Below are 1,980 nucleotides of genomic sequence, written 5' to 3'. Positions count from 1 at the left end.
AGTGACTAGATAATGTTATTAATGCTAATCCTGATGTAATTTTTATACAATCTGCAGGTAATGATGGTGATGTTTCTGAAGCTTATGATAAGTATGGAAAACCTAAAGATCTTGGCTATAACCCTGAATTGGCAAAATATACTGATAGTTATAAACTGTCTTTAAATTCTATTGTAGTTGGAGCACTTGAAGAAACGAATCCAGTGATTGCTCAAGACTATAGTGAATGATCTAGAAAAGATAATTATATAACCACCTCAGTACCTGATAAATTTATACAACAAACAGTTGTTGAAGTAGGTCAAAAGACTAATCAATACGGGACTAGTTATTCTGCACCTTCAGTTACTGCAATGATAGCTTTTTTGAAAAATAATTATTCTGATTATTTTGACAAGGGAGCAGATTCATTAATAGCAAAAAGTATCTTGATCTCAGGATCGAGAAATAATTATTCAAAATTCTTTAGGCTTAGTAATTCGGTTTGAAGCGAAAATCACAATGTATATACTCAAAAAACAGGTTTTGGAGCAGCCAATTTTTCTAAAATCAAAGAATCACTGGAGCATTTAGACTATTTTGTTCTTGCAAAAGAAAAAACAAAAAGTAATCCATATACTAAGTATATTTATTTGAACGAAGGTGAAAAATATAGAGTTAACATTACCTGAAAAAATCAGGATTCGATTGCTTTAGGATGAAAACCAAGTAGTTCAATTAGTAACACTGCAACTTATGGAAGGCATTTTATTGGTCCTACACCTTTGGGCTTAACAATTGTTAAACCATCAAATTACGTAGAATCAGATTACAAGTCAAAAGAAATAAATGCTACTGATTTTATCAACATATCTGGTGAAACACAAAAAGCAAATACAAAAACGGTTGAATTTAAAGCAGAAATATCAGGTGTTTATAGTTTCAAGGTATATTATCAAAAAAACGAATCTAGAAATAAGGATATCGACGTTGCTTTCACCTATTCTAAAATATAAGAAGAAAACATTTCTCATACTATTGTCTTCTTCAACTTTTGTTACAACTACAACTGCGTTGATTGCTTGTGTCCCAAAAACAGGCCCATATGCACCATTTGACAATAAAAGCATTTTAAATGGCTCTGGTTTATTTGAAAAAACTACGGAAGATAACAAAAGTTATTTACAACTAAATACTTGAAATTTTATGGATTTCACATTTAGTGATTTTCAATGAATATTTGAAGGTATTTGAACTAATGGAAAAATAGAAAAAGCGAGAAAGGATATTAACCCCCACGCAGTATCAGGTAGAGTTATAGAAGCTTCTTGACTGGAACAAGTGCAGGGTTCTGACAGATTTTTAAAATTTGTAAAAAAGTTTATGTGGCAGTATGAACAAGAATTACCTAATAACACAGTTGATGTAGAAGATTCTAGGTATATAGATTCAGGTTATATTCATGATTTTAAAGAGCAGACAAATTATCCAAATCATTTAAAATCTATTAGTTTAATAAAAAACGAAAAAGAGTTAAAACAAGCACTTAGATTAGATGATCAAACTCGTGAAAAATATTTGAAATATTTTAAAGCATTGGAAGAACATTTCTATTCATTGCTTCGAGACAGAAAAATAACTCAAGATGAGTTATCTAAAAAATACCTTCCCTGAACAGATACTTTCAATTTTGATTCAATTAAAACTAAAATGGATTTTAAAAAATATAACTATTTATTCGTTAAAGATCTGAGGTCTACACTTGGAGATGGTAATGCAGGAATTGCTGATTTAAATAAGGGAATTAAAATTAAATCTTACAAAATAGAACATGAAAGTCAGAAATTAAATATTATATTTTCATACGATAAAGAGGTTTATCCTTGTCATAATTGTCCATTAGATGATGCATTAGATCACTCTTGATCATGAAAAAGATTAAGTTCAATGCTGATACCAATTGAAAAAAATAAGATTAGCGAATTTAATATGAATGATTGA

General features: G+C 29.3%; 2 protein-coding genes. Both read left to right on the top strand.

Going from position 1 to position 1,980, the window contains the following annotated elements; all coding sequences use genetic code 4:
* Window positions 1-995: S8 family serine peptidase (locus CJJ23_RS05125; protein WP_180738046.1), on the top strand; the 995-nt coding region annotated here is incomplete at its 5' end.
* Between the two features lie 22 nt (window positions 996-1,017).
* Window positions 1,018-1,980: hypothetical protein (locus tag CJJ23_RS04865; protein ID WP_143823650.1), on the top strand; the 963-nt coding region annotated here is incomplete at its 3' end.

Origin of the sequence: Mycoplasmopsis agassizii (genome assembly GCF_002276225.1) — a bacterium.
GTDB classification, from domain to species: Bacteria; Bacillota_I; Bacilli_A; order Mycoplasmatales; family Metamycoplasmataceae; genus Mycoplasmopsis_B; species Mycoplasmopsis_B agassizii_A.
Note: the sequence above shows the minus strand (reverse complement) of the source record. Positions and strands in the feature narration are given on the sequence as shown.